At 69.3% G+C, this 26,894-nt stretch carries 27 protein-coding genes; 8 read left to right on the top strand and 19 right to left on the bottom strand.

Going from position 1 to position 26,894, the window contains the following annotated elements:
• The first annotated feature begins 292 nt into the window (after positions 1 to 292).
• Positions 293 to 784, top strand: coding sequence for an Hpt domain-containing protein (locus AC1RSK_RS20880; protein WP_492909614.1), 492 nt, complete (start codon positions 293 to 295; stop codon positions 782 to 784).
• 238 nt (positions 785 to 1,022) lie between these two features.
• On the opposite strand, the gene AC1RSK_RS20875 is transcribed toward AC1RSK_RS20880, so the two are convergent.
• The 4 genes from AC1RSK_RS20875 to spbR form a co-directional block, all read right to left on the bottom strand.
• Positions 1,023 to 1,979, bottom strand: a complete 957-nt coding sequence (locus tag AC1RSK_RS20875) for a DUF2268 domain-containing putative Zn-dependent protease (protein ID WP_492909613.1) — start codon at positions 1,977 to 1,979, stop codon at positions 1,023 to 1,025.
• A gap of 218 nt (positions 1,980 to 2,197) precedes the next feature.
• Positions 2,198 to 2,980, bottom strand: a complete 783-nt coding sequence (locus AC1RSK_RS20870; protein WP_492909612.1) for an NUDIX hydrolase — start codon at positions 2,978 to 2,980, stop codon at positions 2,198 to 2,200.
• 58 nt (positions 2,981 to 3,038) lie between these two features.
• Positions 3,039 to 3,443: a hypothetical protein gene (locus AC1RSK_RS20865; RefSeq protein WP_492909611.1), complete on the bottom strand. Its 405-nt coding sequence runs from the start codon at positions 3,441 to 3,443 to the stop codon at positions 3,039 to 3,041.
• A 40-nt stretch (positions 3,444 to 3,483) separates the two neighbouring features.
• Positions 3,484 to 4,626, bottom strand: coding sequence for a SpbR family protein (gene spbR / locus AC1RSK_RS20860; protein ID WP_492909610.1), 1,143 nt, complete (start codon positions 4,624 to 4,626; stop codon positions 3,484 to 3,486).
• Between the two features lie 205 nt (positions 4,627 to 4,831).
• Between spbR and AC1RSK_RS20855 the strand changes: the two genes are divergently transcribed.
• Positions 4,832 to 6,595 (top strand): ATP-binding protein, encoded by a 1,764-nt coding sequence (locus tag AC1RSK_RS20855; RefSeq protein ID WP_492909609.1) that lies wholly within the window; start codon positions 4,832 to 4,834, stop codon positions 6,593 to 6,595.
• A 374-nt stretch (positions 6,596 to 6,969) separates the two neighbouring features.
• Positions 6,970 to 8,163: a CaiB/BaiF CoA transferase family protein gene (locus AC1RSK_RS20850; protein WP_492909608.1), complete on the top strand. Its 1,194-nt coding sequence runs from the start codon at positions 6,970 to 6,972 to the stop codon at positions 8,161 to 8,163.
• Here AC1RSK_RS20850 and AC1RSK_RS20845 read toward each other — a convergent pair.
• The 3 genes from AC1RSK_RS20845 to AC1RSK_RS20835 all read right to left on the bottom strand — a co-directional run bounded on the left by AC1RSK_RS20845 (position 8,160) and on the right by AC1RSK_RS20835 (position 10,537).
• A complete protein-coding gene (locus tag AC1RSK_RS20845) occupies positions 8,160 to 8,393 on the bottom strand; it encodes a hypothetical protein (protein ID WP_492909607.1) in 234 nt (77 codons plus the stop codon). The two genes, AC1RSK_RS20850 and AC1RSK_RS20845, sit on opposite strands and share 4 nt — an antisense overlap.
• Positions 8,390 to 9,652, bottom strand: a complete 1,263-nt coding sequence (locus tag AC1RSK_RS20840) for a hypothetical protein (RefSeq protein ID WP_492909606.1) — start codon at positions 9,650 to 9,652, stop codon at positions 8,390 to 8,392. Before AC1RSK_RS20840 ends, AC1RSK_RS20845 begins: the two co-directional genes overlap by 4 nt.
• Positions 9,653 to 9,727: 75 nt before the next feature.
• Positions 9,728 to 10,537 (bottom strand): transglycosylase SLT domain-containing protein, encoded by an 810-nt coding sequence (locus tag AC1RSK_RS20835; RefSeq protein WP_492909605.1) that lies wholly within the window; start codon positions 10,535 to 10,537, stop codon positions 9,728 to 9,730.
• A 166-nt stretch (positions 10,538 to 10,703) separates the two neighbouring features.
• Between AC1RSK_RS20835 and AC1RSK_RS20830 the strand changes: the two genes are divergently transcribed.
• Positions 10,704 to 11,429: an energy transducer TonB family protein gene (locus AC1RSK_RS20830; RefSeq protein ID WP_492909604.1), complete on the top strand. Its 726-nt coding sequence runs from the start codon at positions 10,704 to 10,706 to the stop codon at positions 11,427 to 11,429.
• Positions 11,430 to 11,432: 3 nt separating this feature from the next.
• On the opposite strand, the gene AC1RSK_RS20825 is transcribed toward AC1RSK_RS20830, so the two are convergent.
• Together AC1RSK_RS20825 and AC1RSK_RS20820 are read right to left on the bottom strand one after the other, a co-directional pair.
• Complete coding sequence (locus AC1RSK_RS20825) at positions 11,433 to 12,602, bottom strand: acyl-CoA dehydrogenase family protein (RefSeq protein ID WP_492909603.1); 1,170 nt, start codon at positions 12,600 to 12,602, stop codon at positions 11,433 to 11,435.
• Positions 12,602 to 13,594 (bottom strand): NAD(P)/FAD-dependent oxidoreductase, encoded by a 993-nt coding sequence (locus AC1RSK_RS20820; RefSeq protein WP_492909602.1) that lies wholly within the window; start codon positions 13,592 to 13,594, stop codon positions 12,602 to 12,604. Before AC1RSK_RS20820 ends, AC1RSK_RS20825 begins: the two co-directional genes overlap by 1 nt.
• Positions 13,595 to 13,688: 94 nt before the next feature.
• Here AC1RSK_RS20820 and AC1RSK_RS20815 point away from each other — a divergent pair, with 94 nt between their 5' ends.
• Complete coding sequence (locus AC1RSK_RS20815; RefSeq protein ID WP_492909601.1) at positions 13,689 to 14,216, top strand: CinA family protein; 528 nt, start codon at positions 13,689 to 13,691, stop codon at positions 14,214 to 14,216.
• On the opposite strand, the gene AC1RSK_RS20810 is transcribed toward AC1RSK_RS20815, so the two are convergent.
• Positions 14,206 to 16,185 carry a TonB-dependent receptor gene (locus AC1RSK_RS20810; RefSeq protein WP_492909600.1) on the bottom strand — a complete coding sequence of 660 codons (1,980 nt, stop codon included), beginning with the start codon at positions 16,183 to 16,185 and terminating at the stop codon, positions 14,206 to 14,208. The two genes, AC1RSK_RS20815 and AC1RSK_RS20810, sit on opposite strands and share 11 nt — an antisense overlap.
• 49 nt (positions 16,186 to 16,234) lie before the next feature.
• On the bottom strand, positions 16,235 to 17,149 hold the full coding sequence (locus AC1RSK_RS20805) for a LysR substrate-binding domain-containing protein (protein WP_492909599.1): 915 nt from the start codon (positions 17,147 to 17,149) through the stop codon (positions 16,235 to 16,237).
• Positions 17,150 to 17,248: 99 nt separating this feature from the next.
• Between AC1RSK_RS20805 and AC1RSK_RS20800 the strand changes: the two genes are divergently transcribed.
• Complete coding sequence (locus AC1RSK_RS20800) at positions 17,249 to 17,422, top strand: hypothetical protein (RefSeq protein WP_492909598.1); 174 nt, start codon at positions 17,249 to 17,251, stop codon at positions 17,420 to 17,422.
• Here AC1RSK_RS20800 and AC1RSK_RS20795 read toward each other — a convergent pair.
• From AC1RSK_RS20795 to AC1RSK_RS20770, 6 genes are all read right to left on the bottom strand, one after another.
• Positions 17,419 to 17,787, bottom strand: a complete 369-nt coding sequence (locus tag AC1RSK_RS20795) for a VOC family protein (RefSeq protein WP_492909597.1) — start codon at positions 17,785 to 17,787, stop codon at positions 17,419 to 17,421. The genes AC1RSK_RS20800 and AC1RSK_RS20795 overlap by 4 nt on opposite strands.
• A gap of 20 nt (positions 17,788 to 17,807) precedes the next feature.
• Positions 17,808 to 19,946, bottom strand: a complete 2,139-nt coding sequence (locus tag AC1RSK_RS20790; protein ID WP_492909596.1) for a PQQ-dependent dehydrogenase, methanol/ethanol family — start codon at positions 19,944 to 19,946, stop codon at positions 17,808 to 17,810.
• Positions 19,947 to 19,995: 49 nt separating this feature from the next.
• Positions 19,996 to 21,000 (bottom strand): acyltransferase family protein, encoded by a 1,005-nt coding sequence (locus AC1RSK_RS20785; protein WP_492909595.1) that lies wholly within the window; start codon positions 20,998 to 21,000, stop codon positions 19,996 to 19,998.
• Positions 21,001 to 21,061: 61 nt separating this feature from the next.
• The gene (locus AC1RSK_RS20780) at positions 21,062 to 21,487 is read right to left on the bottom strand and encodes an SRPBCC family protein (protein WP_492909594.1); all 426 of its coding nucleotides are present in this window, start codon (positions 21,485 to 21,487) and stop codon (positions 21,062 to 21,064) included.
• Positions 21,484 to 21,816, bottom strand: a complete 333-nt coding sequence (locus tag AC1RSK_RS20775) for an ArsR/SmtB family transcription factor (RefSeq protein ID WP_492909593.1) — start codon at positions 21,814 to 21,816, stop codon at positions 21,484 to 21,486. Before AC1RSK_RS20775 ends, AC1RSK_RS20780 begins: the two co-directional genes overlap by 4 nt.
• 64 nt (positions 21,817 to 21,880) lie before the next feature.
• Positions 21,881 to 23,227 carry an alpha/beta hydrolase family protein gene (locus AC1RSK_RS20770; RefSeq protein WP_492909592.1) on the bottom strand — a complete coding sequence of 449 codons (1,347 nt, stop codon included), beginning with the start codon at positions 23,225 to 23,227 and terminating at the stop codon, positions 21,881 to 21,883.
• 137 nt (positions 23,228 to 23,364) lie between these two features.
• Here AC1RSK_RS20770 and AC1RSK_RS20765 point away from each other — a divergent pair, with 137 nt between their 5' ends.
• Positions 23,365 to 23,913, top strand: a complete 549-nt coding sequence (locus AC1RSK_RS20765; protein ID WP_492909591.1) for a pyridoxamine 5'-phosphate oxidase family protein — start codon at positions 23,365 to 23,367, stop codon at positions 23,911 to 23,913.
• A 72-nt stretch (positions 23,914 to 23,985) separates the two neighbouring features.
• Entirely contained in the window at positions 23,986 to 24,753 is a 768-nt protein-coding gene (locus AC1RSK_RS20760; protein WP_492909590.1) for an SDR family NAD(P)-dependent oxidoreductase, read from the top strand.
• A 265-nt stretch (positions 24,754 to 25,018) separates the two neighbouring features.
• Here the strand turns inward: AC1RSK_RS20760 and AC1RSK_RS20755 are convergent, their stop codons facing one another.
• A complete protein-coding gene (locus tag AC1RSK_RS20755; protein WP_492909589.1) occupies positions 25,019 to 25,894 on the bottom strand; it encodes an RDD family protein in 876 nt (291 codons plus the stop codon).
• A complete protein-coding gene (locus tag AC1RSK_RS20750; RefSeq protein ID WP_492909588.1) occupies positions 25,881 to 26,888 on the bottom strand; it encodes a stage II sporulation protein M in 1,008 nt (335 codons plus the stop codon). Before AC1RSK_RS20750 ends, AC1RSK_RS20755 begins: the two co-directional genes overlap by 14 nt.
• Between the last annotated feature and the right edge of the window lie 6 nt (positions 26,889 to 26,894).

Below are 26,894 nucleotides of genomic sequence, written 5' to 3'. Positions count from 1 at the left end.
CACTCACGGTGGTGTGGAGGCGCGGCCGCGCCTCCATGGCAGGAGCTCGCGGCAGCTGGACCGTGGGTCCTAGGCACAAGGCCTAGGATGACGAGCGTTGGGGATGATGGTTGTTGGGGGTGGCCCCATGAACGCACCCACCACTTCGGGTAAGCTTACTTCCGCCAGCAACCACATATTCACACGTCTAAGTCACATTGACGCACCCGAACCAAGTCAAACCCGTGTCTCACGTGTTGTTAACTCCGCCCCCGTAGATTTCAGACGGTAAACGCCAATTGGAGAGGCGCGCGTGAGCAGCAACACACCGGTCCAGGTCATCAACGCGCCCAACACCCTCAAGCTACGGCTTGGCGGCGGAAGGTTCGGCGGCATCGACGCCGCGGCGATCGCTAAAGCCGAGGCGGCCCTCAAGTCCCTCTCGGGAAACTTCAGCGAGTGGATGCAGGACGAGCTGACCAAGCTCGAAGCCGCCCGCCAGGCCATCCGGGTTTCCGGCCTGAATGCTGAAACGGCCGAGGCGCTTTACTTCCGCGCCCATGATCTCAAGGGTCTGGGCGCCACCTACGAATTCCCGCTGGTCACCCGCATCGCCGCCTCGCTGTGCAAGCTGATCGACGATCCAGACACCCGCGTCGGCGCCCCGATGTTCCTGGTCGACGCCCACATCGACGCCATCCGCGCCGCCGTCCGCGACGACATCAAGACCGACACCCATCCGGTCGGCAAGATCCTGATCACCGAACTCGAACGCCGCGTGGCCGAAGTCGCCCCGCCGGAGTAGGCCCCAGGTTCCCTCCCCTGAGGCTTAGTGAAACCCCGGCTCCGGCCGGGGTTTTTTCTTGGGTGGAACAGCGCCCCCCAAAAGTCCGACCATCCCGACGAAAGTCGGGACCCAGCTGGCAATCAGCATGTGGGTTCAGCTCTGAAGAGCACCAGCGCCCGTTCCGCCGGTGGACACTGGATCCCGACTTTCGTCGGGAAAATCGGAAATAGGGGAGCTTGCCGAACCACCTACAGCCTCACCGCAGCGTCACACCCGGACGCCATCCGCTCGCCGCCAGGAAGGCGTGCGCGTCGGTCAGCTCTATCATCCGGCGGATGGCGACCGGCTTGTCCGGCGCGTTCTGATAGGCGGCGCGGGCGATCCGGTATCCAACCCAGTAGCCGAGCTGGCCCACCTCTTCAGGGGTGGTGTTGTCGAACCAGGCGGAGAGGTCGGTCTTGTCCATGTCCGCGGCGAACCGCGTCTCGATCTCCAGCTCCCGGCCCCTGACCGAGGCGAACACGGCGGTGTTGGCGACGCCGCCGGAAATGACCTCTCCGACAAACTCGGCGACCCCCTCGGCCAGCGCCCGCTCAAGCACGGTTGGTTGCGCCTTGTCGGCCAGCTCCGGCGCCTGTTGAACGTGAATGTACTCATGCGCCATGACGTGGACGAGGCGGTCCTCGATGTTGGCGTCGAAGAACTTCGCCCCAGGCCCTGAACAGATCGCTTCCAGGGAAATCTGCACGCCGTCGCCCGGCCCGGCGATCGCCATCGGCTTGCCGCGGCTGATCAAGATGGTCACCGGCGGCCGCTGCGCCTGCGGATAGAGGTCGAGCAGCCGGTCGAACACCTGGCCCAGGGTTTCGCGTGTGCGCGGCAGCGCCGCCAGACAGGCTCGCGCCTTGATGTAGAGATCGGGGTTGCTCACCGTGGCCTGCGCGATGTTCTGCGCCGTGACGTTCCGGACATTCAGGAGATGCCGCAGTCCAGGACTTCCCTGATCCAGGTACTCAAGCTGAACGCGTTCCGCGCTCGGCCGGCCGCCGGTCGCATCATACAGGCGGTAGAACCGGTCGACGTCGCCAGTTTGAATCTCGATCGCCGAGCGCGAGGCCTGCGCCGATGCGCCCGACAAGGCCGCGCAAGCCATCAGGCCAGCCAGCCAGGCTCTGACGACAGGTTTCGCGCGGGAGCGGTCCGAAAGCATCATTGCGGCCATCCGATAACAAGGCGGTCGACCGTGAACTACCGGATCACCGACCGCGCCGCCACCCGCGCCGGGGCCCAGGCTCCCTCCCCTGGGGTTTGGTGAACCCCGGCCTTTTCATGGGCGGAACCGCCCCCCAAACTACCGCTCATCCCGGCGAATGCCGGGATGAGCGGTAGTTTGGGGGAGCGAAAAGGGACAGCGGATGTTTGCCGTATGCCCTACCGCACCGCCGACAGCGGTTCCTCCACCGCCCCATACCCCGCGTCCGGCGGAATGATCAGCACCCCGCCGCCCTCCCGCCGCTCGACCTTCGGCAGCACCGTCACCAGCGTCCGCCCGGCGGCCCGCGCCGTCGCATCGGCCGCGCTCTCCGCCTCGCCCAGCAGCTGCAGGTTCATCCGGGTCGGGAAGATGATGGTCCGCTCGCCGGTCTCGGCCAGCCGCAACGCCTCCAGCGGCGGGATCCATTCGGCGTCGACCGTCTCGCGGCCGTCGCAGGAGGCCAGCTGTTCGTCGCTTGCTGTCGCCAGGTAGAACCAGGTGTCGAACCGCTTGGGCATCATGTCCGGCGTGATCCAGCGGGCGAACACCGTCAGGATGCTCAGGTCCAGCCGCAGTCCCAGCCGCCGCACCACCTCCATGAAGGCCCGCTCACCGCGGTCGACCTCGCCGCGCACGGACGCCGCCCAGTCGTCGCCATGGAACAGCTCGCCGTTCTCATAGCGGCCCAGGATGATGCCGGTCTCCTCATAGGCCTCGCGGATGGCGCAGATGCGCAGCGGCCGCTGGTCGGCCTCCACCGCGTCCCAGGCGACGCACCAGTCGGCCCAGGCCGGGTCGTGGTCGCCGTCGTGGGTCTTGCCGCCCGGAAACACCAGGGCGCCCGAAGCGAAGTCGATCTGGTGATGGCGCTTGACCATCAGCACTTCGAAGCTGGGGTCGTCGCGCACCAGCAGGATGGTGGCGGCCGGGCGGATGGCGACAGGGGGTTGGTCTGACATCGGCGCAGGATGAGCGCCGCCCCTGCCCCTCGCAAGTCTGACCTAGGGTCAGTTTCGCCTATGCCTCGCCCTCGATCAGCCCCTTCAGCCGCCGGAGATCGGCCGACACCAGCCGCTCGTCCTCGTCGAACTGGGCGTCGTCGAAGCCGTCCTGGCGGTACAGGTTGAACACGACCAGGCTGCCGACACCGTTCTCCGTCACCCGGATGGCGTTGTGCAGTTCCTCGCCGTTCGGCGGCGTCACCCAATGGTCCGCCACGCCCAGGTCGTTGTCCGGCGCCATCCGCACCCCGAACGGCCCAGAGGCGGTCTGCATGACCCAGCCCTCGCCCTCGCGGCGGATTTCATGGCCGAAGTTGGGGGCCCAGCGCGGCAGGTTGCGGGGATCGTTCAGATAGGCCGCCACCGCCTGCGGGGCGGCGACGATATTCACATGCACGAAGCGGACGTCGCGAAAGGCCATGGCGTTCCTCGACAGATCAACGCCGACAGAGCGGTAGGGTTCAGGCCGCGCCGACCCGCCGTTGCGGCCGTCCGGCGGCGATGCGGTCCAGCTTGTCGAGCATGTAGTCGACATCCTCGCGCTGGGTGGTGTGGGCCTGGGTCAGGAAGCGTTGCAGCATCCGCTCCTGGAAGCGCTCGCGATCGCGCGGGCCGCCGTCGAATTCCATGGTGTGGTAGGTGTCCACCGCCACCCGGAAGGCCGAGTACAGCCGCGCCGGCAGCCCCGCCCGCTCATAGATGGCCCGCAGGCCCAGCGGCCCGGCGTCGTGGATCATCAGCCAGGTGCGATGGTGCGGCACCCCGGCCAGCTCGGCCACGGCGCACTCGAAGAAGCCCATATGGCCGTGCGCCAGGGCCCGCAGCAGCAGGCTGGCGGTCAACCGCTTGGCGCGGTTCAGGTGCAGGGCGAAGGCCTTGGGATCGGCGGTGCGGCCAGCCTGGTCGACCAGGTCGACGATGGCCCGCTCCTTGGTCCCGATGGCGATCTGCAGGGCCAGCTCAGGCGACACCGACTGGTGAGTCAGCAGGTGCTCGCGCAGCTGGTCGCCGACCAGGTTGATCAGCTTCTCGGTCACCGATTGCGGCAGCACCTGGCGATAGGCCACTGCCGCCAGCACCTTCTCCGACTTCTCGAAGCGCTGCAGGGCGCGGGTCAGAGTGCGTTCGGAGAAGTTGGCGTTGTCGTTGGCCGCCGCCGTCTCGACCGCCGCCTCGACGCCGTGCTCGACGATGGCCGCAGTCACCTTCTCGGAGACCTGCGGCCGCTTGGCGATGGCCACCTGACGCACCGGTCCGCCCAGCCGCACGATCTCCGACAGGTCGTCGTCGGAAAAGGCCGGCGAGAAGTTCAGCAACGGCAGGCAGATGCTCTCGACATCCTTGGCCAGCTTCATGGCCACGTCGCGCGGCACCAGCGGCGAGGATTTCAGGGTCACGGCCAGCGCCCGGCGCACCAGCTCCGCGGCGTCGCCGGCCATCACCCGCAGGATATCGGCCGCCTTGGCCCGCTCGTCCTCGGTCAGCGCCTCGCGGTCCATCGCCCGGCACAGCTTGTGCGCCGCCAAGGCCCGTTCGTCCGCCGTCGCCCCCTTCAGCAGGGTGCGCACGTCGATGTCGGTCAGTGAGGCCCGCGTCGTGGTCATCTGTGCTGTCTCAAGGTCCCCGAGTCGGTAAACGATAATGCCGGGTTAGCCTTAACGAGCCCTTGCAAACAGACCTGTGGATTAACGCTGCGCCGTAACGGCTCGCAAACCCTGTCGAACTATTGTTCCCGCCAGCAGCAAGCGGGGATTTATCGTGTTCGACGCCGCCCATACCGACTCCGCCCCCCGAGGCGGGGCCAGTTTCATGGACCAGTGCCTTGACGCCCAGCGGCGTCTGATGCCCTACGCCCTCGGCTGCTTCGCGATCAGCCTGCCGGTCTTCGTCTGGGCCGGTTCGTTCGCCGAGAATTCCATGTGGATGGCCGCCAGCTTCGCCATCTTCGCCCTCAACTGGGGCGCCTTCTACGCCGTCGTGAACTGGATGCGCACGCGGCCGGACGCCACGACCGCGCAGCGCATTCGGGTCCATGTCCTCTCAGGCCTGTTGTGGGCCGGGGCGGTCGCCCAGGTCGCCGCCCTCGCCGATGGCGCCGGTCCCGCCCGCGAGCCGCTGCTGCTGATGGCCGCCGCCGGGGCCATCGTCTGCTTCTTCTTCAGCGCCCCCCTGCTGCCCTCCCTGCTGATCGTCGCCCCGGTCGCCGCCGCCGGCCCGCTGATCGCCCTGTTCAGCCATGAGGACAGCCGCGACCAGGGCCTGGCCGTCTGGGGCGCCATGGCCCTGGCCCTGGCCCTCTGCCTGATCCTCAACCGCATGATGCGCCACCAGTTCGCCCTGGCCGCCGAGCGCGAGGTGCTGATCGCCGAACGCGGCGAGCACCTGGAAAAGGCCCAGAAGCTGGCCCGCTCCAAGTCCGACATCGTCTCGACCCTCAGCCACGAGATCCGCAACGGCCTTAACGGCGTCACCCATGTGCTGGCCGCCGCCGCCGGACAAGGTGGCCGCGCCGCGCCGAGCCGCGAACAGCTGGGCGCCGCCCTGACCGCCGCCAACGAGCTGATCGCCGTCCTCAACGCCACCCTCGATTCGGAGACCGCCGAGGCCGGCCGCCTGGCCATGGACCGGGCGCCCTTCGACCCGGTCCGGCTGGCCCGTGAACTGGTCCTGCTCAACCGTCCCCACGCCGCCGCCAAGAGCGTCGAACTGGCCGTCCATGTCGAACCCGAGCTGGAAGGCGCCCGCGGCGCCGTCGTCGGCGACGTCACCCGCGCCCGCCAGGTGCTGTCCAACCTGATCGGCAACGCGGTGAAGTACACCCTGCGCGGCCGTATCGAGGTGCGGCTGTCGTTCGACGAGCAGGGCCGCGTGGTCATCGCCATCGCCGACACCGGCCCAGGCCTCTCGGCCGAGGAGCTGGAGCGCGCCTTCGAACCCTTCCGCCGGGTCGAGCGTACCGGCGCCGGCGTGCCGGGCGCCGGCCTCGGCCTCTCCCTGTCGCGCCAGCTGGCGGCCCTGATGGGCGGCGAACTCAAGGGCCAGAGCGCCCTTGGCGTCGGCAGCTGCTTCACCTTCGAACTGCCCTGGGACCCCACCGCCGTTGCCCCCACGGAGGCTGACGAGTCGATGGTTCGCGGCCCCATCGCCCCCTCCAAGCGGGCCATGCGGGTGCTGGTCGCCGAGGACGACGCCCTCAACGCCGCCATGCTGCGCGCCATCCTCGAACAGCTCGGCCACCAGGTCGTCCACGCCCAGAACGGCAAGCGGGCGGTCGAACTGGCCGGCGCCTGCGACTTCGACCTGGTCATGCTCGACGGCCGCATGCCCGGCCTCGATGGCGCCCACACCGCCGCCGCCCTGCGCGAGCTGGAGGGTCCGGCCGGGGCCATGCCGATCATCGCCGTCATCGGCGGCGACGCCGACGAAGCCCGCGAATGCCTCGACGCCGGGGCCGACACCGTGCTGCGCAAGCCGGTCACCGTCGCCGGCGTCGCCCGGGCCGTCGCCGACGCGGCCGCAAAAGGTCGGGACCTGGCGGCAGGCCGGGACATGACGGCTTTCGCCGTAGGCTAAGCCATTGAAACGTCACGACTGTTAGCCGCCTGATCAATATGTCTAGACATATTCATCGAGGAAAACGGCGCGGCGCCGCGATTTGACCGCCGAGCGGCGGCCGCGTAGACGCGCCGCCTCACCAGGCTGTCAACATTTCCCGCCCCGGCGCCGACGTCCTGTCAACGGCGGCGCCAACCTTCACCGCCTCGTCCGCCACCGAAATGTCACGCCGGATCAGGGCCTTACGAGAAATGACGCACTTCCCATGGCCGGAGCGCGGTATAATCGTTGACCGCTTCGATAGGCCCGGCTCGGCGAAGGGCTTCCCCTGAGGCAACCTTCCCTCGCCTCTCTCACCCGGCCATGATGGGCCAAACAAGGGAGAAGCGTACGTGTTGGAAGGTCTCAAGGTCGTCGAGCTGGCGACCTACGTCGCCGCCCCCGGGGCCGCCGCCATCATGGCCGACTGGGGCGCGCAGGTGATCAAGATCGAGTCGCCCAAGGGCGATCCGATGCGGCTGTTCTTCGACGCCTTCGACACCGGCGAGAACGACAACCCGGTCTTCGACATGGACAACCGCGGCAAGCGCGGCGTCGTCCTCGACATCAGCAAGCCGGAAGGCCGCGAGGCGGCCCTGAAGCTGGTGCGCGGCGCCGACGTCTTCCTGACCAACAACCGGCCCGGCTCCCTGGCCCGCTCCGGCTTCGACTGGGACAGCCTGCGCCAGGAGAACCCGCGCCTGATCTACGCCAGCCTGACCGGCTACGGCCTGGTCGGGCCTGACATCGATCGGGCCGGCATGGACGTGGCCAGCTACTGGTCGCGCTCCGGCGTCGCCGCCATCACCACCCCCAAGGGCGTCGAGCCCTTTCCGATCCGCACCGCCATGGGCGACCACGTCACCTCCATGGCCACCGTCTCGGCCATCCTGGCGGCGGTGTACGAGCGCCAGACCACCGGCCAGGGGCGGCTGGTCGAGACCAGCCTGCTGCGCACCGGCGTCTATTCGATCGGCTCGGACATGGCGATCCAGCTGCGCTTCGGAAAACTGGCCTCGACCCGCCCGCGCCACGCCGCCGTCAACCCGCTGGCCAACTTCTTCAAGACCGCCGACGAACGCTGGCTCTGCCTGCTGGTCCGCACCGGCGGCACCGACTGGCCCCAGATCGCCGCCGCCGTCGGCCATCCCGAATGGGTCGAGGACCCACGCTTCCTCAAGAACCGCGACCGCCGGGTCAACGGCGAGGCCCTGGTCACCCTGATGGACGCCGCCATCGGCGCCATGCCGCTGGAGGAGGTCTCCCGCCGCTTCGACGCCGCCGACCTGACCTGGTCGCCAGTGCAGACGCCGCGCGAGGTGGTGGTCGACGAACAGGCCATCGCCGCCGGTTGTTTCGTCGACATCCCCGACGGCAAGGGCGGCTTCCACAAGAGCCCCGCCTCCCCAGCCCGCTTCCCGGGCGCGGAAGACGGCCCGCGCGGCCCGGCCCCGAAGCTGGGCGAGCACACCGACGCGGTGCTGGCGGAACTGGGCTATTTGGAGGGCGAAATCGCCGCGCTTCGCAGCGCCGGCGCGGCGGCTTAACGCTTCTCGGGCGGAATGCGGGCGGCCGGATTGGCCAGCGGCCGCTCGGCCGCGCGGCGGGCGACGTTCTCGGTGTTCCGGGCCAGGCCCGGCTGGGCCATCAGGTTCTGGGCGACACCCTTGACCATCGAGGGGTTGGGCTGGGCGGCGATGGTCTCGGCCCGTGCATGATCGGCCGCCCGCTCGGCGGCGTTGGCCTTGGCGACGGGGGCTAGGCGCTTGGCGGTCATCGTCCGGGCTCCGTGGGGTGGCTGAGAACCGCGCCGGCCTTGGACAGGCGCAGGATCGAGAACGGACGGGCCACGGTCATGTTCCCCATCATCTCCGACTCGGTCAGCGGCAGGCTGAGCAGCTGTCCGGCCAGATCGCCCAGCGGCCCGACGCTGGCGGTCCGCACCTTCTGGTCGAAGCTGGCCTCAATCGCCTCGCGCCAGCTCAGCCGGGTCGAATACAGGCCCAGCAGCGCCGACTGCATCACCGCCCGGTCGACCTCGCCCCAGAAGTCGGCGTCGCCGGTCTTGCCCGCGTCGGCGCGCAGCCGCTCGATCTCGCCCATGGTCAGGATCGCCACCCGCCGGAAGGCCTCCGAGGTGAACTCCTCGTCCGCCCCATAGAGGAACCGGTCCACCGCCCCGTTCTGCGCGAAGGACCGCACCACCACCGGATTGTCCCGCCCGACCCGCGCCGCATCCCCGATGCGGTATTTCAGGAGATCGCCGATCAGCCCCATGACATGCAGCTCGATATAGGCCGGCGACACCTCGTCGGCCCCGAAGCCGGCGATGACCACCCCGGTGTAGCGCGCGCCGCTCGGCATCCAGGTGGTCAGCAGCCCGGTGCGCACCGCCGCCGCCAGCCGCAGCCGCTGCGCGGCGCCGATCTCCAGGTCGTCGAAAAGGGCCTTCACCGCCAGCTCGATGACGGGCTCGAGGTTGTCGTCGATGATGGCCTTCAGCCGGGGCGTCTCGTCGCCGATCCGCTCACGCGGCACATAGGTCAGCTTGCCCTCGACCCAGGCCGCCTCGTTGCCGACCTCATGGTCCAGCTGCTCCAGGGCCTCGGTCAGGATGGCCTCAGGGCTGAGCGACGGCCGCGCGTCGGCGATCTGAGCCGCCAGACGCTGGAAGTCGGCCACCGTCTGCACCGCGAAGATGCGGAAGGTCATGACCCCCTCGCCGGCCTCGACCAGCTCGGAGTCGCACATGGCGTTCAGCCGGGCCATGAAGCTCGCCACCGTGTCGGCCAGCGTCGCCTCGCCGCCCAGGCCCTGGGCGCGCATATGGTCGACCACCGTGCTCCACGGGCAGCCGCAGAACTCGGCCGAGGAGAAGATCATCATGCCGCTGGGCGTGCGGCCGTTGAGCACGAAGGTCTTCACCACGCCGGTCTGGCTGATCTGGTAGGGCGGCTGGTCGGAGGTGATGGTGACGGCGCTGTCAGCGGCCATGGCCACCGCCGTCCGGTTCATGAGCAGCACTTCAACCGTCATCGAAGGCCCCCGCCCATGCAATGCGCCAGCCTAGCTGGTCGGGTGGCGGCCCGTGAACCCCATTCGCCTCGCGGGCTAGCGCGACTCCGACAGCACCCGCAGCATCTCCGAGGAGAACACCGACCCGGCCAGCCCCGAGCCACCGCCGCGGCCTTCCGGCCCCTGCGAGCCGCGCAGGATCAGCGCCACCAGCGCGTCCTCCTCCGCCTGCCGGTCGCCGCGCCGGGCGGCGTACTGCAGGAAGCCCTGGTCGGCCCCAGGCGTCTTGCTCCGCAGAGCCGAGGCCGCGCCGCCGGTGGCGGTCAGGTTGTTGTACAGCTCGGCGACGCTCACCGGCCGCCCCGCCTTGTAGAACAGCGGCCGATTGGCCGCCGCCGCGTCGGGGAACAGGCCGGCGGCGCTGGCCCCCGGCTGCGTCCGCGTCGCCTCGATCAGCCGCGCCGAGCCCTTCGGCCCCAGGAAGTGCGCCGCGTACAGCTCGCCCGCCGTCGCCGACCGGCCGATGCGGCCGCGCAGGTAGTCGGCATGGTCGCTGGTCAGCTCGCCGGCCATCAGCGACGCCGCCCGCGCGTCGTAGCGCAGGTTCATCACCACCGCCCGCGCTTCGGGCGTGCCCACCCGATAGCGCCCGTCGGATCCTTGGGTGATCAGGTCGGCGTAGCGGGCGTAGCCGTACTTGCTGCCATGCCGCTTGAGGGTCGAAAGCCAGGTCTGCTCGACGAACTGGAACAGGCCGGCGGCCGACGAGGTCGGGGCCTTGGCATGCGGCTTCAGTCCGCTTTCCCGCTTGGCCGTGCCGAGCAGGAAGGAGAAGTCGACGCCGGTCGCTTCCGACGCCCGCTGGATCGCCGACTCGACGACCCCTCTGATGGACTCTACCGCCATGACCGCTGTTTGCGCCGCATCGGTTAAGACCTGATTAACCACGATTAAGGGGCCTGCACCTCATTCGTTTGACGTTTGTCGTTTTCGCGGCTTTACACACGTCAACTCATATGGCTTACATATGTCATTCCCGATCCATCCCGGATCGCCAGACCGGAGGAATGACATGTCCGTCGCCGCCCTCTCCGACCACCCCTTCCCCGTCTCGGACGACCCGCGCGGCCGCAAGCGTCTCAGCACCCCCTTCGTGGTCGCCCTGACCCTGTCGGTCGCCGCCCACGCCAGCGTCGGCGCCTACCTGGCCTACAAGAAGTTCGTCATGCCGGTAGTGACCTACGGCCCGGAGACCATCATCGGCGAGGTCCTCACCCCGCCCAAGCCCCCGCCGCCGCAACCGCCGCCCGAACCGGTCAAGCCCGACGTCCAGCGCCAGACCAACCCCATCAACCTCCACGACTCCATCACGCCACCGCTCGACATTCCCTACGAGCCGATCTTCGCCGACCCGACGGTGAACAACACCGGCGGAACCAGCATCCCGATCCCGGACATCCCCATCGGACCCACGGTCGAACCACCAAAGCCGCCCAGCGTCATCTCCAGCCCCGACTGGCAGCGCAAGCCGACCCCGGCCCAGATGGCCAACGCCTTCCCGGATCGCGCCCTGCGCCGCAACATCTCGGGCAAGGCGACGCTGAGCTGCAAGGTCACCGCCATCGGCGCGGTCCGCGACTGCGCCGTCGTCTCGGAGACGCCCTCCGAGTTCGGCTTCGGCCAAGCGGCGCTGTCGGTCACCAAGCACTTCAAGATGAAGCCGCAGACCGTCGATGGCCAGGCAGTCGACGGAGCCTCGGTGAGAATTCCTCTGTCTTTCAAGCTGGAGGAGAACTGACCCCTAGTAGCTCTTGGGCAGGTGCAGCACCCGTTCGGCGATGAAGTTGAGGATCATCTCACGGCTGACGGGTGCGATCCGCGCGATCATGGCTTCGCGCATGTATCGCTCGACATCGTACTCCTTGGCGTAGCCCATGCCGCCGTGGGCCAGCACGGCGGCTTCGGCGGCCCGGAAGCCGGCCTCGGCGCCCAGGTATTTGGCGGCGTTGGCCTCGGCCCCGCAATCGCGGCCGGCGTCGTAGAGGGCGGCGGCCTTGAAGGCCAGCAGGTTGGCGGCCTCCAGCTCGGCCCAGCACTTGGCCAGCGGATGCTGCACCCCCTGGTTCTGGCCGATGGGCCGGCCGAAGACGATCCGCTCCTTGGCGTAGGTCGCCGCCTTGGCCAGGGCGGCGCGGCCGATGCCCACCGCCTCGACCCCGAACAGCACTCGCTCGGGGTTCAGGCCGGCCAGCAGATACTGGAAGCCCTTGCCTTCCTCGCCGATCAGGTCCTCGGCCGGGACCTGCAGGTCCTCGATGAAAAGCATATTACATTCAACGGCTTTGCGGCCCATCTTGGGGATCGGCTTGGCGTCGATGCGGGCCCGGTCGAAGTCGGTGTAGAACAGCGAAAGCCCCTGCATCGGCTTGGCCGTCTGCTCCTTGGGCGTGGTGCGGGCGATCAGCAGGATCTTGTTGGCCCGCTGGGCCATGGTGGTCCAGATCTTCCGGCCATTGATGCGGTAGCCGTTGCCGTGCTTCTCGGCCCGGGTTTCCAGGCTGGCGGTGTCCAGCCCGCTGTTGGGCTCGGTGACGGCGAAGCAGGCCTTGTCCTGGCCCGAGATGACGCGCGGCAGGTGCCGCTCCTGCTGCTCTTTCGTCCCGAACTTCACCACCGGCATCAGGCCGAAGATGTTCAGGTGCACGGCGCTGGCCCCGGTGAAGGCCGCGCCCGACTGGGCCACCGTCTGCATGACGATGGCCGCTTCCGTCAGCCCCAACCCCGAGCCGCCGAATTCCTCCGGCATGGCCACGCCCAGCCAGCCGCCGTCGGCCATGGCGGAGACGAACTCCTCGGGGAAACGGCCGGTCTCGTCGGCGCCGCGCCAGTACTCGTCGCCGAAGTCGGCCATCACCTTGGAAACGCCCTCGCGGATCGCCTCCTGCTCCTCGGTCAGCCAGAACCCCGACATCAGCCCTCCGCCTTGTTCTCTTGTGAGCCCGAGAACCGGCGCGCATCCAGCATCGCCGTCCAGGGGCCCGTGTCCTCGCCGGCGAGATACGCCCGCATCATCGCCGCCACAAGCGGAGCCAGCAGCCAGCCGTTGCGCCGCGCCCCCATGGCCAGCCAGACCTTCGGCACGGCGCTGGGACCGACCAGCGGTAGGCCGTCGGGCGTCGCGCCGCGAACCCCGACGCGCACCTCGCCCTTGAAGGCCTTGGTCCCCATCTGCGTCGGCAGGACCTTGGCCAGCAGGTCGTAGACCGAGGCGTCGGGCGCCAGGTCGGTGACGCCCGGCTGCATCGTCGCCCCGACCAGGGCGCCGCCCGGCGAGGGCGCGACATAGCCCGCGTCCTGGCGCAGCACTGGCCCGGTCAACGGCGCCGCGCCGGTCTTGATGATCTGGCCCTTGATGCCTGTAATCACGGCGCTTTCCGGGGCCCAGCTGACCGGCGACCAGCCGGTCGCGGCGATGGTGTGGGACTTGCCGGACGCCGCCTCGATCGGCTCGTCCGAGAAGGCGACGTGGTAGTCGGCGGCCACGGCCCGCAGCCGCGCCAGCGCCTGGGCCGGTTCGATCCTCAGGTCCTCGCCGGTGAACAGTCCGTCGGCGCGCAGCTCATGCGCGATACCCTGCCGCTTGAACTCGGCGGCGATGGCCTCGCCCCGCTCGCCGACATAGAGGGCCCCGGACCGGTCGATGGGGATGCCCATGCGCGCCGCGAAGCTCGGCCACATGTCGCGCGCCGCCCGCAGCAGCGGCAGATGGCCCGCCGAGGCCGGATCGAGCGCCGCCTCGAAGGCCGGGGCCAGCATGCCGGCCGCAACCGCCGAGGCGCTGGTTTCCGGGGCCGGATCGAAGACCATCACGGTGGCCCCCGCCCTGCCCAGTTCGGCCGCGATCGACAGCCCCAGCACGCCCGCGCCGGCCACCCGCACCTTCTTGCCACGGAGATTCGTCATCGCCGTCAGCAACCCTCTCCGGCCCGGCCGGTCAAGCCGGAACCAAACGCTATTCTGTGCGATTAGCCCTCTGCACCCAGGGGGACGCCACGCCATGAGCGCCACCGAAGCCCTTGCCCCCGCCGTCACCACGGCCATCGACCGCAAGGCCCTGCGGGTCCTGAAAGCCGCCTGCGACCAGAACCGCCCCCTGGCCACCGCCGAAAGCTGCACGGGCGGCCTGCTGGCCTCCCTGCTGACCGACGTGCCGGGCTGTTCCCACGCCTTCGAACGCGGCTTCGTCGCCTACACCAACGCCGCCAAGATGGAGCTGCTCGGCGTGCCGGAACGCATGCTCGAGGACGAGGGCGCGGTCAGCCAGCCGGTCGCCGCCGCCATGGCCCGGGGCGCGCTGCGGGCCTCGGAGGCCGCCATCACCCTCTCCGTCACCGGCTACGCCGAAGCGCCGCCAGACGATCCCGACGCCGTCGCCGGCCTGGTGCATTTCGCTTGCGCCACCCGCGAGGGCGGCCTGACCACCCATGTCGAGTTCTACGGCGACCTCGGCCGCGCCGCCGTGCGCGTCGCCTGCCTGGAGACGGCGCTCGACATGCTGGCCACGGCCCTGCGGATCAGGGCGTGAATTTCAGGCCGACGCGCAGGGTGCGCGGCGCGTCGAAGCTCTCGATCCCATCGCCCGTCTGGCCGGTCTCGACCGCCTGGTCGGTGACATTGTCGAGCGCCAGCCACAGGCTCGCCTGCCCCGACAGCCGCCAGTCGGCCCGCAGGTCGAGGGTCGTGGCCGCGCCCAAGGACCGGCTATTGAGGTCGTCCTCCCAGCGCTGGCCCTCGTAGCGCACCGAGGCCAGCAGGCTGAGCGGCGGGGCCACGCGCCAGGTCAGGTCGGCCGTGGCGCTGACCTGCGGGGTCTGGGCCGGACGCAGGCCGGTCAGCTGCGGCGCGACGCCGCCGCCGTCCACCTCCGCCTCAGTCCAGGCGCCGGCCAGCCGCAGGCCGACGGTTTCCCATTGCCGCGACAGCTGCGCCTCGAGCCCGACCGCATCAATGTCCCCGGCGTTCTGCCGCTGGCGCAGCACGCCGCCGGCCGGGATGAAGCCGGCTACCGGGAACACGCCCGGCCCGACACCGATGGTGACATTGGTCACCGCCCCCTCCAGCCGGCTGGTGAACAGGGTCGCGCTCCAGCGCCAATCGCCCTCTCCGCCCAGCCCCAGTTCGGCGCCGTACAGCACCTCCGGCTCCAGGCCGGCGTTGGCTTCGGTGACGTCGTTGCCGACCCGGAACGGCCGGTGCAGCTCATTCAAGGTCGGCGGCCGGAAACCGGCGTAGGCGGCGGCGCGGAACACCAGGGGCCCGTCGCGGCGGACGCCCAGGCGCGCGGTCGGCTGCCAGCCATCGGCGTCGTCCGGCGTGACGGTCAGGGTCGGGGCGCCGGTCGCCAGGTCGCGCTCCCGGCGACTGCCGTCGAAACTGGCCCAGTGGTCGATCCGCCCGCCGCCGGTCAGCCGCCAGGGCCCGAAATCCTTCCAGGCCTCGCCATAGAGGCCACCGACCGTCTGCGACCCGCCGGCCACGCGTCCCCGGGTGAAGGCGCCGGCCATGAAGCGGAAATGCTCGCGCGTCTCGCCGTCGGCGTAGCGGAAGTCGCCGCCGACCTCCCAGCCTCCGGTCCCGCGATCCATCCGCAGGGCGGCGTTGACGCCGATCCCCACGGCCGGGGTCGCATACTGTTCATTGGCCGGCGTCGTCGTCGCCCGGCCCGCCGCCACGGCGACGGAGCTGTTCTCCAGGTCCGAGACCCGGCTCCACAGCTGCAGCCGCCACTCGGTCCCCAGCCCCGGCGAGCGCCCCGCCACCGCCAGCGACGCCGCCGCCCCGGTCGCCCGCGAGCTGGCTCCGGCCAGGCCGCTGTCGCGGCTTTCCTCATAGGCCGAGGCCCGCAGCGCCAGGTCGACACTGCCCAGCTGCGGCGCATAGCGCACGACGCCCGACATCGCCTCATAGGCCAAAGGCTCGTCGGCGGCGCCACGCCCGGCCCGCACCGGCGTCCAGCCGGCGGTCTGTTGCCAGGCCCCGGCCAGGAACAGGTCGCCGACCGCGAAAGCGCCCTGCGCGCCGGAACTCTCGCGCTCGCCGGCGAACACCTCGTATTCGCCGTGCAGCGGCACGCTGGTCCGCTCCGCCAGCTGCACCACCCCGGTCAACGCGCCCGCGCCATACGGCCCCGCGCCCGCGCCGCGCACGATCAGAGCGCCCTCGATGCTGACCGGCGGCAGGCCCGACCAGATGACCCAACCGCCGAACGGATCGTTCTGCGGCGCCCCGTCGAGCGTCACCAGCGCCCGCCCCGCCCCGGATCCGGCGATCGAGCGCACCGACAACCCCTGGGTCGTCGGGTTGGCCGCCACGCTGGAGGTGCGCCGGAACAGCTGCACGCCGGGCGTGCTGGTCAGGGCCTCGTCGAGCCGGGGGGCGGTGGCGATGGCCTCGTCGACGCGCACCACCGAGAAGACGGCGTCGGCGGGCGACGGGGCCAGCCGGGCGGCTTCGACGACGACGCGGTCTACGGTCGGGGGAAGATCCTGGAGCATCCTGGCTGATCTAGCGCGGGCGCCGCGCCGGACGAAGGAGATTCCCCCGTCAGTCCAGGCCCATTTCTTCCCTGAACGGCGCCGCCTGGGCCAGCAGCCAGTCGCGGAAGGCGACGATCTTCGGCGAGCGCCGCCGCTCCTTGGGGTAGACCAGCCAATAGCCGTGGCCCAGCGGCATGACCGCCTTGAAGGGCCGCACCAGCCGCCCCGCCGCGATCTCGGCCGAGAACAGGATCGGCGAGCCCAGCGCCACCCCCTGTCCGCCCAGGGCCGAGGCCACCTCCAGGGTCTGGGTGTCGGCCATCAGCCGGGTCGGCGCCGTCGGCCCCTGAGTCGGCGTCACGCCCGCCACGCAGAACCAGGTCGACCACTCCTCGTCCGAGCCGATGCGCGGCGCGGCCAGCAGGTCCTCAGGCCGGGCCAGGCCGCCCAGCTCGTCGCGCATCTGCGGCGTGCACAGCGGCGTCTGGATCGTGGGAAACAGGAAGTGGCTTTCCATGCCCGGCCAGTCGCCGGCCCCGGCCCGCACCCCGACATCGACGTTGTCGTGCGCCAAGTCGATCAGCCGGTTGCTGGTGTCCATCCGCACCGCCAGCTTGGGGTGGGCCACCTGGAAGGCGCCGATGCGCGGGGCCAGCCAATGGGTCGCCAGGCTGTTCAAGGTGGTGATGGCCAGCACGCCCTCGCCGGTCTCGGTAAGGTCGGAGATGGCCGCGCGCAGGAGGTTGACCGCCTCGGTCGCCGCCCGCGCCAGCCGCTCGCCGGCGGGGGTCAGCACCACCTCGCGCGGCAGCCGCTGGAACAGGCTCTGGTCGAGCCGCTTCTCCAGCGCCTTCACCTGCCAGCTGACCGCCGCCTGGGTGACGCCCAGCTCTTCGGCCGCGCGGGTGAAGCTCTTCAGGCGGGCGGCGGCCTCGAAGATGCGGATGGCGCTGAGCGGAAGGGTCGCGAGAACGTCTGCCATAAGTAGCGCTAATGCATAGAGCAGGAGGACCCGTTTGTCACCTGCGGCTCAAAGCGCGATCTTTCCCTTGCCCACAACGACACCGGACGGAGAAAGACGATGGAAGACCTCCACAGAACCCATAAGGAAGTTCCGTTCGGCTGGTTCGCCATGCTGCAGGATTTCCTGGCCGCCCGGGCCGAACGCCAGGCGCGCCAGATCGCCCGGCGCCGCTGGGACGAAGGCTTCCCGACCCTTCCCGGCGACCTGCATCACCTGGCGGGGCCGCACTAGGCTCCGCCGGCCGAGACCTCGCCAAACGTTACCCAGAAGCCGTTGAGGTCGCGAACGATGAATTCGCGGCTTCCGTAGAAGGTGTCGTGCGGGGTCTCGATCACCGCGACCTGGTCCGGCAAGCGCGCGAACAGACCGTCGATATCCTCGGCGTCGACATAGAGATCGACCTCCCGCCGCGCCGCCGTCGAGACCGTCCCGCCGCTGTTGAACATGACGCGGCCATCGCCATGGGCCAGCATCGCCCAGGTCATCACCCCGTCATCCAGGGCGGTGTCGAGGACGGCGAAGCCCAGGGCCCGATACCAGTCGACGGTGGCGGCGACATCGGGAACATGGATCATCGGGGCGACCGACAGCGCCATCCTCGCGGCTCCTCGGAGTCCTAGCCCTTCGGCGGCGGCTTGGCGGCCGCCTGCCTGCCTTGCTGACGTCGCGCCAGATCAATCAGGTACTGGCGGATCCCCTCGGCCTCGTCGACGGTCACCAGGCTGGCGAACGACACCATGCCCTGGTCCTTGCGGTCGCCATCGATGACGATGCTCTTGAAGATGGCCGCGTCGGTGATGGCCGGCGAATAGCGCAGGTCGGGGATCGAGAAGTTCGACACCCCGCTGGTCCCGTGACAGACCCCGCAGTTGGCGGCGTAGGCCGCCGCGCCGCTGGCGATCTGTTGCGGCGTTCCGGGCGTGGCCGGCAGCTGCAGCGGCGTCTTCTCCGACACCGGACGGGCCGGCAGCTTGTTCGTTCCGCCCAGCTTGAAGACCAGCAGGCGGCGCGGGCCGTCCGAGCGCGGATCGACTCCGGCCCCGGCCGAAACCGCGAAGCCGCCGCCGTAGCCGGCCATCAGGGCGACGTACTGCTCGCCATCGATCTCATAGGTCATGGCCGGGGCGACGACGCCGGTCTGGGTGTCGAAACCCCACAGCTTCTTGCCGTTGCCGGCGTCATAGGCGGCGAACTCGCCGGTGGCGCTGCCCTGGAAGACCAGGCCGCCGGCCGTGGCCAGCACGCCGCCGTTCCACGGCCCGTCATGCTCGACCGACCACTTCTCGGTCTGGGTCACCGGATCCCAGGCCACCAGCCGGCCCTTCAGCGAGGCCTTGATGGCCTTCAGCTGCGCCTCGTCGTCCGGCAGGCCGGCGACCAGGAAGTCGACGCCGACGTTCCAGCCCTGCGGCCGGTAGCGGAAGTTGGCCTTGTCGCCGCCCGGCTGCATGTAGGGGAAGGGAATTTCCTGGGCCGGGATGTAGACCAGCCCCGTCTTCGGGCTGAAGGCCATCGGGTGCCAGTTGTGGGCCCCCAGCGGGCCGGGGTTGGATAGGTGGATGGCCTTCTCGAACCGCGCGCCCGGCGCCTCGATCGGCCGGCCGGTGACCTTGTCGACACCCGTCGCCCAGTTGACCCCGGCGACATATTTCTCGGCCGAGATCAGCTTTCCGTTGGTGCGGTCCAGCACATAGAAGAAGCCGTTCTTCGGCGCCTGCATCAGCACCTTGCGGGGCTGGCCGCCGATGGTCAGGTCGGCCAGGACGATGTGCTGGGTGGCCGTGTAGTCCCAGGTCTCGCCGGGCGTCGTCTGGTAGTGCCAGACGTATTCGCCGGTCTCGGGCTTCAGCGCCACGATCGAGGACAGGAACAGGTTGTCGCCGCCGCCGGGGCTGCGGATGTCGCGGTTCCAGGGCGAGCCGTTGCCGACGCCGATGTAGAGGAGGTCGAGCTCGGGGTCATAGGCCATCGAGTCCCAGACCGTGCCGCCGCCGCCGACCTTCCAGTATTCGCCGTTCCAGGTCTTGCGGGCGACGTCCTTCATCGCCTTGTCGGAGGCGGCGCCGTCGGCCTCCTTCTCGCCGGGCACGGTGTAGAAGCGCCAGGCCATGTTTCCGGTGTCGGCGTCATAGGCCGACAGATAGCCGCGCACGCCCAGCTCCGCCCCGCCGTTGCCGATCAGCACCTTGCCCTTCACGACGCGCGGCGCGCCGGTGATGGTGTAGGGCTTGGACTGGTCGACCGTGACCTTGGACCAGGCCAGCTTGCCGGTCTTGGCGTCCAGCGCTTCCAGCCGCCCATCCAGGGTGCCGTAGAACACCCGACCGCCCCACAGGGCGACGCCCCGGTTGACGCTGTCGCAGCAGGCTTTCACGCCGGTGCTGCGCGGCACGGCCGGATCATGTTCCCAGAGCAGCTTGCCGGTCTTTGCGTCGAAGGCGCGGACCACCGACCAGGCGCTGGTGGTGTACATCACCCCGTCGGCGACCAGCGGCGTCGCCTCAATGCCGCGGTTCTCCGGCAGGTCGAACGACCAGGCCAGGCCCAGCTGGCCGACGTTGGCGGCGTTGACCTTGTCCAGCGGGCTGAACCGCTGTTCGGAATAGGTGCGGCCGTGGCTGAGCCACTCGCCCGGCTTGCTGTCGGCGGCGGCGATGCGGGCGCCATCGACGCCCGTGCTGGCCGGCCCGCCACAGGCGGCCAAGGCCAGGCTAGCGACCGCCAAGGCGGCCCAGATCGCGCGTTTGGCGCCCATCCCGATTCTCCCGATCCCTGATGCAGATCACCGCATCTGACGCGCGGTGTTAGGGAGCAGTATGGCCGCCCGACGCAGCGTCAATCAACGGCCCTTTCAGCGCCTTCGTCACCGGCTTTTCGAACAGGCGCCAGGACAGCCAGCCGAACAGACAGGCCAGGGCCAGGGCCAGGGGGATGAACAGCCAGGGCCGCCAGGTCCCCAGGGTCACGGCCAGCGCCCCGATGACCAGCGGATGGGTCAGGTAGAGGCTGTAGCTGGCGTCGCCGATGGCCAGAAGAGGCGGCAGCCTCGGCAGACCGCCGTCGGCCTCCACCGCCGTCAGCCCAGCGACGATCAGCAGCGCCGGCATGCCCCAGAACAGCGGCCGCCACAGGTCCCATTCGACCCGCAGCACGAACATGGTCAGGTACCAGGCCAACGCGCACCCCAGCATCAGCCAGCCGGCCGGACGGCCCGGTGCGAAGTCCATCCGCATCACCTTGGCCAGCAGCACCCCGGCCAGGAATTCAAGAATCAGCGGGTTGGCCAGCATCTCGTAGGCTGGCGGATAGAAGAAGCCGCCGATCCCCAGGAGCAGCAGGGCGCTGCTCAGGACCAACAGCCGCCGAGCCATCGGCACGAGCAGGCAGCCGGCGAAGACCAGGTAGAAGACGGCCTCGTAGTTCAAGGTCCAGCCCGGCGCCAGGACGGGAAACGGCAGGCCGGCCGGGTTGCGGTGCTGGATGAAGGCCAGCGACTGCAGGACATGGCCCAGGGTTGGCTCAACGTCCGGAAACCTCAGCGGGTACAACAACGCCGCCGCTGTCAGCCCCAGGGTCGCAACCCAATAGAGGGGCACAATCCGCACCGCCCGCCGGCGCAGGAACTCCAGGGGACGCATGTCGGTCCCCTCGGTCGTGCGCCACATGATGAAGCCGCTGATGACAAAGAAGATGTCGACCCCGGCCCCGCCGATCTCGAAGTCCAGCCGGGCCCACTGAAAGGCGTGGTAGGCCGCCACCGAAAACGCCGCCAGGGCGCGCAGGTACTGGATCGACAGGAGGGTACGCATGCGTCCCTCCCCAGGCCGAGCGTGGAGCAGTGATGCCCCGCCGCCGCGCCGCGCGCAACCTTCAGCCGACCACCCGGTCCAGGCTATCCAGGATCGTCGTCCAGCCATGCCTGGTCCGATCGGCGTATTCCTGATCGACCCAGGCGGTCAGGGTCAGCCTGCAGCCGCCCTCGGCCAGGGCCTCGATGTCGACCTCGACCCGGCCGCGGTCGGGCGAATAGGCCGGCACGCCGAATTCGAAGACCAGCCGGCGAGGCCGGTCGATCTCCAGATATTCGCCGATGTGCGCGGCGTCGATGTCGCCGCGCCGTTCGGTGAAGTTGAACTGGCCGCCGACCACCGGATCGATCTCGACCTTGATCATCTCGCCGTCCGGCGTGGCGAACAGGAACCGCCCGGCCTTGTCCGGGTCCAGCCAGGCGTCGAACACCCGCTCGGCCGGGGAACTGTAGCTGTGGCTGACGGTCAGTTTGATCAGCTTGGTCATCGGGCGTCCTCCTCCCGCAAGATGTCGTCGAGAAGCGCCAGCCTGGCGCTCCAGGCCGACTTCTGGGCCGCGATCCAGTCGGCCGTGGCGTCCAGCGGGGCCGGGTCGAGAGCCAGGATGTGCTCCCGCCCTGCCCGCCGCCGCTTCACCAACCCGCCACGCTCCAGCATGCGGATGTGCTTGGAGACGGCGTTCAGGGACAGGGCGAAGGGCTTGGCCAGATCGGTGACCCGGGCCTCGCCGAGGGTCAGCCGGGCCAGGATGGCACGGCGGGTCGGGTCGGCCAGGGCCGACAGCGCCGCGTCGAGCTGCAAAGACGCCGGGGTCATTATTCAACCATACAGTTGAATAATGACCCCGGTCAACGCCCCAAGGCGAGCGGGAGGCGGGGCGTCAGAGGATCCAGAAGTCGTCGGCCGCGATCTGGGACATCGTTGTGTTGCTGAGCTCGATGACCGACTCGGCCGTGCCGGCCCCGGTGGTGTTGATCTGCACCAGCACATGGGAGCCGGACACCACCGCCCTCACCTGCCCGGCGGCGGTGAAGTTGGCCGTGCCGATCCAGGTCAGGTCGCCAAAGCCGCGCAGGTCCAGCTGGTCGTTCCCGAAGTCGTCGAAGTCGGTGATCTTGTCGCGTGTCAGCGCCAGCGTGCCGCTGTCGCCTGGCGCGAAGACGAAGGTGTCGTCGCCGCCGCGGCCGGTCATGGTGTCGGTTCCCGCCCCACCGAAGATGACGTCGTCAGTGTCGGCCCCAACGCGGGTCGCGCCCCAGTCGCGGATGTAGCCGTGACCGTTCCCCGCCCCCTCCTTCTCGTAGAACTCGGCCAGGTAGCTGTGGCTGGCGCTGTAGGCCTGGGTGTCGACGAACAGGTCGCGCATGTCCGTGTCGCCGTGCACATAGATGTCGAGGAAATCGCCCGCCAGCTCGCCGACCTGCGCCGACGCCCCGCTGGTGCCCATGTCGATGTGGTCGGCCCCGTCGATCACCGCCAGATGCTTGTTTCCGCCGGGCGCGTATTCAAAGGCGTCCTTGCGGTGCTGCACCGTCTGGCCGGCGTCGCCGTTGTCCTGCGTGCCGGTCAGGGTGAGCACCGGTACGGTGACATTGCTCCAGCTGTTGTGGGTGGCGTCCTCGTAATAGAGGCCGGTCCAGTACTCGCCGTCGACCATGGTCGCCGCCTCGGCCTTGGACTCGCCGAACACCGGATAGCTGGCGCTGGTCGGCACGCCCTGTGGCGAGATCAGGATGGCGGCCTCGTAGAAGGGCTCATGGGAACCGGCGAAGGCGGCCTGGGCGCTGTCGGTGCCGATCAGCAGCTGGGCGGTGAAGGCCCCCTGGCTGTGGCCGGCGATGATCGGGGTGTCGAGGTTGGCCGTGTAGCCGGCCGGCAGATGCCCGGCCAGCAGGTCGGCCGCGTTGGCGGCCAGATACTTCATGTCCAGCACCCGCTCGACGGTCGACTGCGGGTCCGAGCGCGGGAAGTAGAGGGCCGTGATCAGGTCGGCGTAGCTGTCCAGATGGGTCGGACAGACGACGATGTAGCCCTGCGCCGCCAGGGCCTCCGGCGTCGCCTCGGCGATGGCCGGGTTGGTCGTGTTGCCGTGGCTGTAGAAGATCACCGGATAATCCCCGGGCTCGGTCGGGGTGTAGATGCGCAACGGCATCACCCGGTCGTGGCTCGTGCTGCCGGTGACATAGTCGCGACCGGTGTCGACGGAAAACACCACTGTCTCGGCCATCCTGTCGTCCTCCCTGTTTTCTGATTGGTCCGCGCGCCGTGGCGGGACGACGTCAGACTGGTCGCATTCCTCCTCATTGTAAATAATCGACAATAGGAAAAGTTTCCGGGCCGGAAGGACTGTGGCACCCTGCCCCCATGGCCAAGCAGTTCGACCGCATCGGCGCCCAGCACGCCGACTTCATCGCCAAACAGCACATCTTCTTCACGGCCAGCGCCACCGCCGACAGCCGCGTCAACCTCTCGCCCAAGGGCCTCGACGCCCTGCGCGTGCTGGGCGACCACAGCGTATGCTGGCTGGACCTGACCGGCAGCGGCGCCGAGACCGCCGCCCATATGCGCCACGACGGCCGCCTGACGGTGATGGTCTGCGCCTTCCAGGGCCCGCCGCTGATCCTGCGCCTCTATGGCCGCGGCGAAGTCCTGCCGCGCGGCGGCGAGGCCTACGCCGCCCTGCTCGCCTCCGCCTTCGATGGCAAGGAGCCGGTCGGCGCCCGCCAGATCGTCCGCCTCGACGTCGATCTGGTCCAGACCTCCTGCGGCTTCGGCGTGCCGCTCTACGACTACCAGGGCGAACGCGACAGCCTGATCCGCTGGGCCGAGGCCAAGGGCGATGACGGCCTCGTCGACTACCGCGCCGAAAAGAACGCCGTCAGCCTCGACGGTCTGCCGACAGGCGTGGTGTAGGGGGCATCGCCTGACCTCTTGCCGAACCCTGCGGAAGCCGGGCACAGGGCGTCTCGAAGCAAGGAGAGCCCGATGACCCAGCAGACCCACGCCGGCCGCACCGTCCTGATCACCGGCGCCTCCTCGGGCCTCGGCCGTCGCTTCGCCGCCCAACTGGCCGCCGCCGGCGCCAAGGTCGCCGTCTGCGCCCGCCGCACCGACCGCCTCGCCGACCTGGTGTCGGAGATCCAGGCCGCCGGCGGAACCGCCGCCGCCTACGCCATGGACGTCCAGGACGAAGCCAGCGTCATCGCCGCCTTCGAGGCCGCGCAAACTGAGTTCGGCCCCATCGACACCGTCATCGCCAACGCCGGCATGAACAACGAGGGCCTGGCGGTCGACATCCCAGTCAACGACTTCCGCACCGTCCTCGACATCAACGTCACCGGCGCCTTCCTGACCGTGCGCGAGGGCGCGCGGCGGATGATGGCGGCCGGCTCGAAGGAGACGGGCCGCGGCCGCATCGTCATCATCGCCTCGATCGGCGCGCATAAGGTGCTGCCGGGCCTGGCCGCCTACTGCGCCTCCAAGGCGGCCGTCGCCCACATGGGCAAGACCCTGGCCCGCGAATGGGCGGGCAAGGGCATCAACGTCAACGTCGTCTGCCCTGGCTACATCGAGACCGAACTGAACAGCGACTGGTTCGCCAGCGACGGCGGCCAGAAACAGATCGCCGGCTTCCCGCGCCGCCGCCTGATGGAACAGGCCGACCTCGACCCGGTCATCGCCTGGCTGACCAGCGACGCTTCCAAGGCCGTCACCGGCAGCGTGGTGACGGTGGATGACGGGCAATCGATCTGATTGTGAATATGTCTATACATATTCGCCCAGGGTCTGCGTCGACGGTCGCCGCCCGGCGCGCCACATCCCGCCGCATCGGATAGGTGTCGGGGTGGTCTGCGGTAGGCTTCCGGCCTGCGGAAAGTCCGCCGAAAGGTGGCTGACTGGCCACCTAAGGATGGTCAAAATGGGACTTTAAGCTACTGTTTTTACTTGCATATTTTTTCCCACAGCCGCCATTTCCTGCTATAATTGTCCCGCTTCGACAAACCGGGTGGTCCGCCCCTCACGCCTTGTCGAACTTGTCCTTGCGGCGGTGCCCGAACAGCATCCGCTGCTCCAGCTTGGCCCGCAGCCCGGCGTAGTAGGCCTGCAGGAACTGTTCGTCGCTCTCGAAGCTGTCGGCCGTCCAGTCGATCTTGCGGCGGATGCGCTGGGCCACCGCCTGCATGGTCTTGCGGTCGCGGGTGCGCAGCACCTGCTCCAGCACATGCAGTTCCTTGATGCCGTAGGCCGACAGCTGGGCGTCGGTGAAGGCGAAGTGGCCGCGGGCCTCGTTGTCGGAGAGGTCGGGCAGCAGGGTCCGTTTGGGCGTGCGCACGACCCAGGTGCCGGCGATCAGGTCGCCGGCCCGCAGGCGGTCCTTGTTGAACAGCGGAAAGAGCAGGAAGATGCCGGTCCACACGGCCATGAACAGCATCAACAGGCCATCGGCGCCGCCGCTGAAGGCCGCGCCGAACATGAAGCTGATCGGGGCGGCGAACTCGATCTCGCGCATGACGTTGCGGGCGATCACCGCCTCGGCGGTCAGCCGGCCGCCGTCGCGCGCCGCGACCCGCAGGCCCATGATCCGCTTGCCGATGGTGGCGGCCCGTGGAGACAGCTCGAAGCCGATGAACCAGCCGTTGCGCAGGAAGAACAGGCCCAGCAGGGCGATGATCTCGATATGCTCGGCCTTCTTGCCGCCCATCGCGCCCCAGGTCCAGGCCATGGCCACGAAGAACAGCACGATGCAGGTGATCTGCATCGCCCAGTCGATCACGAAGGCGCCGATCCGCTGGCCGGCGTCGCCGATGCGCAGGTTGAGGTCGATGCCCTCGGGCGTGACCAGCGACCGGCGCAGCGCCGCCTCGGACTTCAGCGTGACGTCATAGGCGGACATCGCCGACCCCCCTCTGGCGACGCGGCAGGTAGAAGTAGGCCAGCCAGATCAGGCCCGTCCCGATGCCGATCGCGTAGCGCACGGCGTCGAGCGTAATCAGCTGCCGGCCGAAGCCCTCCAGGATGCCAGCCAGCACCAGCATCAGCACCACGCCCGCCATCACCCCGCCGCAGGCCCGCCCGGCCTCGGCCGCGGCGTCCAGGCGGGTGCGGTCGCCCGGGAAGGCCACGGCCAGGCCGATCTTGAAGCCGGCCGCCCCGGCCAGGATGATGGCGAAGAACTCCGTCACCCCGTGGATCATGATCCAGCCGGCGAACCCCCAGCCCAGGCCCTTGGCCGAGAACACCGCCAGCATCGCCCCCAGCGAGGCGCCGTTATAGATCAACAGCATCGCCGTCGGCACGCAGAAGGCGAACCCCAGGGCGAAGGAGAACATGCAGACCTGGGCGTTGTGCTGGAACAGATAGGCGGCGAAGGTTCCGAGCCTGTCCTTGTCGCCGCCATAGATGGTGTCATGCAACGCCTTGTAACTGGCGGTCGGATCGCGGCCCTGGGCCATGTCGGGCGATACGAAGGAGAAGTACATGTCGGGGTTCTGGCTGACCAGGACATAGCCGAGCAGCACGCTGAACACCGTGATCAGCGCCGAAACCAGCGTCTCCTTCCAGATCGCCTGCACCGACCGCGACCATCCGCTGGCGAAGTACTGGCCCAGCCGCTGGCCCAGCCACGGCCGCGCGCCATAGACCAGGAAATAGGCCCGGGCGCACAGCCCCTCCAGGTAGTCGATCAGGCTCTGGTCCAGCGAGGTGGCCCGCGCCACCGACAGCGACGACAGGGCCGAGCGGTACAGCACCGGAATGGCCAGCAGCTGCTCGTCGGTCAGCGAGCGGGCGCCGCGCGCCTCGACCTTTTCCAGGAGGCCCGACAGCCGGCTCCAGTCGTGTTCCCGCTCCTGGCGGAACTTGGCGCTCTTGAGCTGCAGGGGGGCCATGGTTTC

It is taken from the genome of Caulobacter sp. GW821-FHT11A05 (assembly GCF_058809015.1).
This window is presented reverse-complemented; position numbering and strand designations above follow the sequence as displayed.

Coding starts and splice junctions, on each gene's coding strand:
- AC1RSK_RS20875 (WP_492909613.1), bottom strand. CDS start 1,979: ATGATGCTTTCGGACCGCTCCCGCGCGAAACCTGTCGTCAGAGCCTGG.
- AC1RSK_RS20870 (WP_492909612.1), bottom strand. CDS start 2,980: ATGTCAGACCAACCCCCTGTCGCCATCCGCCCGGCCGCCACCATCCTG.
- AC1RSK_RS20865 (WP_492909611.1), bottom strand. CDS start 3,443: ATGGCCTTTCGCGACGTCCGCTTCGTGCATGTGAATATCGTCGCCGCC.
- spbR (WP_492909610.1), bottom strand. CDS start 4,626: ATGACCACGACGCGGGCCTCACTGACCGACATCGACGTGCGCACCCTG.
- AC1RSK_RS20855 (WP_492909609.1), top strand. CDS start 4,832: ATGGACCAGTGCCTTGACGCCCAGCGGCGTCTGATGCCCTACGCCCTC.
- AC1RSK_RS20845 (WP_492909607.1), bottom strand. CDS start 8,393: ATGACCGCCAAGCGCCTAGCCCCCGTCGCCAAGGCCAACGCCGCCGAG.
- AC1RSK_RS20840 (WP_492909606.1), bottom strand. CDS start 9,652: ATGACGGTTGAAGTGCTGCTCATGAACCGGACGGCGGTGGCCATGGCC.
- AC1RSK_RS20835 (WP_492909605.1), bottom strand. CDS start 10,537: ATGGCGGTAGAGTCCATCAGAGGGGTCGTCGAGTCGGCGATCCAGCGG.
- AC1RSK_RS20830 (WP_492909604.1), top strand. CDS start 10,704: ATGTCCGTCGCCGCCCTCTCCGACCACCCCTTCCCCGTCTCGGACGAC.
- AC1RSK_RS20825 (WP_492909603.1), bottom strand. CDS start 12,602: ATGTCGGGGTTCTGGCTGACCGAGGAGCAGGAGGCGATCCGCGAGGGC.
- AC1RSK_RS20820 (WP_492909602.1), bottom strand. CDS start 13,594: ATGACGAATCTCCGTGGCAAGAAGGTGCGGGTGGCCGGCGCGGGCGTG.
- AC1RSK_RS20815 (WP_492909601.1), top strand. CDS start 13,689: ATGAGCGCCACCGAAGCCCTTGCCCCCGCCGTCACCACGGCCATCGAC.
- AC1RSK_RS20810 (WP_492909600.1), bottom strand. CDS start 16,185: ATGCTCCAGGATCTTCCCCCGACCGTAGACCGCGTCGTCGTCGAAGCC.
- AC1RSK_RS20805 (WP_492909599.1), bottom strand. CDS start 17,149: ATGGCAGACGTTCTCGCGACCCTTCCGCTCAGCGCCATCCGCATCTTC.
- AC1RSK_RS20800 (WP_492909598.1), top strand. CDS start 17,249: ATGGAAGACCTCCACAGAACCCATAAGGAAGTTCCGTTCGGCTGGTTC.
- AC1RSK_RS20795 (WP_492909597.1), bottom strand. CDS start 17,787: ATGGCGCTGTCGGTCGCCCCGATGATCCATGTTCCCGATGTCGCCGCC.
- AC1RSK_RS20790 (WP_492909596.1), bottom strand. CDS start 19,946: ATGGGCGCCAAACGCGCGATCTGGGCCGCCTTGGCGGTCGCTAGCCTG.
- AC1RSK_RS20785 (WP_492909595.1), bottom strand. CDS start 21,000: ATGCGTACCCTCCTGTCGATCCAGTACCTGCGCGCCCTGGCGGCGTTT.
- AC1RSK_RS20780 (WP_492909594.1), bottom strand. CDS start 21,487: ATGACCAAGCTGATCAAACTGACCGTCAGCCACAGCTACAGTTCCCCG.
- AC1RSK_RS20775 (WP_492909593.1), bottom strand. CDS start 21,816: ATGACCCCGGCGTCTTTGCAGCTCGACGCGGCGCTGTCGGCCCTGGCC.
- AC1RSK_RS20770 (WP_492909592.1), bottom strand. CDS start 23,227: ATGGCCGAGACAGTGGTGTTTTCCGTCGACACCGGTCGCGACTATGTC.
- AC1RSK_RS20765 (WP_492909591.1), top strand. CDS start 23,365: ATGGCCAAGCAGTTCGACCGCATCGGCGCCCAGCACGCCGACTTCATC.
- AC1RSK_RS20760 (WP_492909590.1), top strand. CDS start 23,986: ATGACCCAGCAGACCCACGCCGGCCGCACCGTCCTGATCACCGGCGCC.
- AC1RSK_RS20755 (WP_492909589.1), bottom strand. CDS start 25,894: ATGTCCGCCTATGACGTCACGCTGAAGTCCGAGGCGGCGCTGCGCCGG.
- AC1RSK_RS20750 (WP_492909588.1), bottom strand. CDS start 26,888: ATGGCCCCCCTGCAGCTCAAGAGCGCCAAGTTCCGCCAGGAGCGGGAA.